This window comes from Kitasatospora sp. NPDC047058, from assembly GCF_040643935.1.
GTDB lineage: Bacteria > Actinomycetota > Actinomycetes > Streptomycetales > Streptomycetaceae > Kitasatospora.
In genome coordinates this window covers 1-3,978 of the sequence record NZ_JBEYVJ010000540.1, presented here as the reverse complement: position 1 = coordinate 3,978, position 3,978 = coordinate 1, and the positions used below count along the sequence as shown (strand labels likewise).

5 protein-coding genes are annotated in these 3,978 nt (G+C 72.5%); 3 read left to right on the top strand and 2 right to left on the bottom strand.

Going from position 1 to position 3,978, the window contains the following annotated elements; translation table 11 throughout:
* Nucleotides 1–65 precede the first annotated feature (65 nt).
* The 3 genes from ABZ885_RS37035 (at nt 66) to ABZ885_RS37025 (ending at nt 2,241) form a co-directional block, all read left to right on the top strand.
* Nucleotides 66–176: a universal stress protein gene (locus ABZ885_RS37035; protein WP_360198954.1), complete on the top strand. Its 111-nt coding sequence runs from the start codon at nt 66–68 to the stop codon at nt 174–176.
* 109 nt (nt 177–285) lie between these two features.
* Nucleotides 286–819 carry a flavodoxin domain-containing protein gene (locus ABZ885_RS37030; RefSeq protein ID WP_360198952.1) on the top strand — a complete coding sequence of 178 codons (534 nt, stop codon included), beginning with the start codon at nt 286–288 and terminating at the stop codon, nt 817–819.
* A gap of 141 nt (nt 820–960) precedes the next feature.
* On the top strand, nt 961–2,241 hold the full coding sequence (locus tag ABZ885_RS37025) for a DUF4389 domain-containing protein (RefSeq protein WP_360198950.1): 1,281 nt from the start codon (nt 961–963) through the stop codon (nt 2,239–2,241).
* A gap of 71 nt (nt 2,242–2,312) precedes the next feature.
* Here the strand turns inward: ABZ885_RS37025 and ABZ885_RS37020 are convergent, their stop codons facing one another.
* Both ABZ885_RS37020 and ABZ885_RS37015 read right to left on the bottom strand, forming a co-directional pair.
* Nucleotides 2,313–3,797 carry a HAMP domain-containing sensor histidine kinase gene (locus ABZ885_RS37020; protein ID WP_360198948.1) on the bottom strand — a complete coding sequence of 495 codons (1,485 nt, stop codon included), beginning with the start codon at nt 3,795–3,797 and terminating at the stop codon, nt 2,313–2,315.
* On the bottom strand, nt 3,794–3,978 hold a 185-nt coding region (locus tag ABZ885_RS37015; RefSeq protein WP_360198946.1), incomplete at its 5' end, for a winged helix-turn-helix domain-containing protein. The genes ABZ885_RS37015 and ABZ885_RS37020, both read right to left, overlap by 4 nt.

The following is a 3,978-nucleotide window of genomic DNA, read 5'->3' as shown; positions in this document are numbered from 1 at the left end:
GCGCGCCGTCCACGCTGAGCCGTGCAAGCAGCTGCACCCAAAATGCCTGGGGCAGCAGCGTCGAGGTGGTCGGCCGCCGGGTCCGGCGCGCACCGATCGGCGCGCACCTCGGGCCGGTGGCCCACGCCGCCATCCACCACGTGCAGTGCCCCGTCGCCGTCGTGTCGTACGGCTGAGGCCCGTCCGGAGGCCGGTCGGCCGCCCGGCCGGGGGCCGAACGGCCCGCGCGCAGGCCCGCCCTGCGGCCCGAGACTGGTGCCGAGAGGTGAGCGAGAGGTGAGATCGATGCACACCGTGATCGTGTACGAGAGCATGTACGGCAACACCCGTGAGATCGCCGAGGCCATCGCCGAAGGCGTCCACCAGGCCGATCCGGAGGCGTCCGTCGACTGCCTGCCCGTGGCGCAGGCCGGCACGGAGACGACCCGCACCGCGGACCTGCTGGTCGTCGGCGGACCGACCCACATGCACGGCATGTCCTCCGGCGCCAGCCGCCGGATGGCCGCCATGGCCGAGGCGAAGAAGGAGGGCCACGAGGACGCCGCCCGCGAGGCGCACGAGACCGCCGAGGGCCCGGGCCTGCGTTCCTGGTTCCACTCGCTCCCGAAGACCGAGCCCGGCACGCACGCGGCGGCCTTCGACACCCGCGGCGACATGCGGATGAGCGGCGGAGCCGCGGACGGCATCGCCAAACGGCTCGCCCACCACCACTACGACGTCGTCACCGAACCCGAGGGGTTCATCGTCGAGGACGCCGACGGCCCGCTGCGGCAGGGCGAACTCGACCGGGCCCGCGCCTGGGGCGCCGGACTGGTCTGACATCCCGACCGGGCCGGGGACGGAAACTCTCCCGGCCCTCCGGGGTACCCGTCGCCGACGGCGGGACCGGACCGCCCGGCGGCTGCGGTGCGCACTGCGCACGTCGCGCACGTGTTTCGGCACAGGTCAGGAGAGGACGCCATGACCGCCCCCACCGCCTATCGCCCGGTCCGGCTGACGGCAGTGCTGGACGCTCCGCTCTCGCGCTGGCTGTGGCTGGTGAAGTGGATCCTGGTGATCCCCCACATCGTGGTGCTGGCCTTTCTCTGGATCGCCTTCGTTCTGGTGGCCGTGGTCGCGTTCTTCGCGATCCTCCTCACGGAGCGCTACCCACGCCCCCTGTTCGACTTCAACCTCGGTGTCCTGCGCTGGAGCTGGCGGGTCTCCTACTACGCATACGGGGCACTGGGCACCGACCGCTATCCGCCGTTGGCCACCGAGATCGACCTCGGCTCGCTGCCGGAGACCCGGACCAGGGTGATGCTCAACCTCGCCGATCCCGGCGCCGCCTTCCGCTGGTGGCGGCTGCCCGCCGACGGCGTGGGCCTGGCCCGCTCCGAGTTCGTGGTCGCGCACCAGGTGCGGGTCCACCCGATGGCCCTGGTCCACCCGGAACGGCTTCCGGTCGAGGACCAGCGGGTGGTGACCGAGCTCACCGAGGGCTACGCCGACCGGACGGACTACTTCGTGGACCTGTTCGCCCGCGGTGTCGCCCGGATCGCCGCCTCCCGCTGGCCCGATCCGGTGGTGGTGCGCACGAGTGACTTCAAAACCAACGAGTACGCCCGGCTCGTGGGCGGCGCACCGTTCGAACCGGTCGAGGCCAATCCGATGATCGGCTGGCGCGGCGCGAGCCGCTACTACGACCCCGGGTACCGCGAGGGCTTCGCCCTCGAATGCCGGGCGTTGCGGCGGGCCCGGGACGAGCTGGGACTGACCAACGTGGTGGTGATGATCCCGTTCTGCCGCACTCCGCAGGAGGCCGACCTGGTCCTGACGGTGATGGACGACAACGGTCTCACCCGTGGCGCCAACGGCCTGCAGATCTATGTCATGGCGGAGATCCCGTCCAACATCCTGCTCGCCGAGCAGTTCGCCGAGCGCTTCGACGGTTTCTCGATCGGCAGCAACGACCTGACCCAGCTCACGCTCGGGGTCGACCGCGACTCTGGGCTGCTCGCCCATCTCTTCGACGAGCGGAATCCCGCCGTCACCCGGAGCATCGAGAGCCTGATCGCCACCGCCCACGCGGCCGGCCGCCATGTCGGGCTGTGCGGTCAACGTCCCAGTAACGATCCGGACTTCACCCGCTTCCTGGTGGAGGCCGGAATCGACTCGATCTCCGTCACACCGGACAGCTTCGCCGCCGTGAAGCGCTCCGTGGCCACGGCCGAACAGGCCGGCCGAGCGGGTGGCGACTGATCCGGGGCGCCTGCACGCCCCGACGGCCCACCGGCCGTGACGATCCGCCGGCCGTGGAGGTGCGTCTCCGGTCAGGGAAGCGCCACGGTGACGGTGGTGCCCCCGCCCGGGCGCGGTTCCAGGGTGACCGTGCCACCGTGAGCACTGACCACGGCCTCGACGATGGCGAGGCCGAGGCCGGTGCCGCCGCTGGTCCGCGATCGTGACGTGTCGCCGCGGACGAACCGTTCGAAGACGTGCGGAGCGAGGTCGGCGGGAATCCCCGGGCCGTCGTCGGACACGGTCACCCGGTGGCCTTCGACCCGCAGGGTGACGGTGGTGCCGTCGGGTGTGTGGCGGTGGGCATTGGACAGCAGGTTGGTGATCACCTGGCGCAGGCGGCCCTCGTCACCGGTCACGACGACCGGGTCGGGGGGCAGCTCCAGGCGCCAGCGGTGGCCGGGGGCCGCCGCCCGCGCGTCCTGGACGCAGTCGAGGGCGATGCGCGTGAGGTCGACCTCCTCCCGGGCGAGCGGCCGCCCGGCGTCCAGGCGGGCGAGCAACAGCAGGTCCTCGACGATGGCACCCATCCGGACGGATTCGGCGTCGATGCGGCGCAGGGAGTGGTGCACCTCGGCCGGACTGCCGACGGGGTGGCGGAGGGCGAGTTCGGCGTGCCCGCGGATGGTGGCGAGCGGGGTGCGCAGTTCGTGTCCGGCGTCGGCGGCGAAGGCCCGGAGGCGCTCCTCGGAGGCGTGACGCCGGGCGAGGGCGTCCTCGACGTGGCCCAGCATCCGGTTGAAGGCGATCGCCACTCTGCCGGTCTCGGTCCGCGGGTCCGCGTCGGGCACCCGGTCGGTGAGGACGACCTCGCCCTCCGCGAGCGGGAGTGCGCTGATCCGCCCGGCGGTGTCGGCGATGCGGTTCATCGGGCGCAGCGAGACCCGGACCCACAGGGCGCCGACCACGCCGGTGATGCCGAGGGCGAACGCGAAGGAGACGAGTTCCAGCGCGACGACCTTGTGCTCGGTCTCGTTCACCTGGTGCAGCGGGAGACCGGTGACCAGGACGTCGCCGTCGCGCCCGGCGACCGCACGCACCCGGTACGGGCCCAGCCCGGACAGGCGTACCGACGTGGCTGCTCCGCCCACCGGCACCCGGGCCAGACTCCGCCTGTCGCGGTCGGTGAGAATGACGGTGTCGTCCGTGTCCGCCTGGGCGGTCCCGTTGGCGACCTCCTCGTCGTCGGCGTCGCCGTCCACCACGCCCGCGTTGGTGACCTGGCCGTCCACCAGCCGGGCTCCGAACGTGCCGGGGCTCTGGGCGCGGGTGTCGCTGCGTGGTCCCGTGGCGGATCCGCCGTGTTCCAGGCTGGCGGCGTACCGCCCCCCGGCGTCGGTCAGGCGCTGGTCGAGCTGGCTCACCAGGTAGTGCCGGAGCGCGGTGGTCAGTGCCAGGCCGACCCCGGCGAAGGTGACGACCAGCAGCGCCAGGAGGCCTGCGACCAGTCTGCTGCGGATGGTGCGCGGCACGAGCCGGCCCAGGGCGCTGTGCGGGCCCGGTCGCCGGACGCTCACGAGACGGGGGCCTTGATGACGTAGCCCGCGCCCCGGACCGTGTGGATCATCGGCGGACGGCCCGCGTCGATCTTCTTGCGCAGGTAGCTGATGTAGAGCTCCACCACGTGGGCCTGGCCGCCTGTCGCCTTCCCGTTCACGCTGGTCAGCCGGCGGGTGAAGAACGCGCTGCTGGTGGTGA

Bases quoted from the DNA above. Each gene is read 5' to 3' on its own strand.
- ABZ885_RS37030 (WP_360198952.1), top strand. From the start codon at position 286: ATGCACACCGTGATCGTGTACGAGAGCATGTACGGCAACACCCGTGAG.
- ABZ885_RS37025 (WP_360198950.1), top strand. From the start codon at position 961: ATGACCGCCCCCACCGCCTATCGCCCGGTCCGGCTGACGGCAGTGCTG.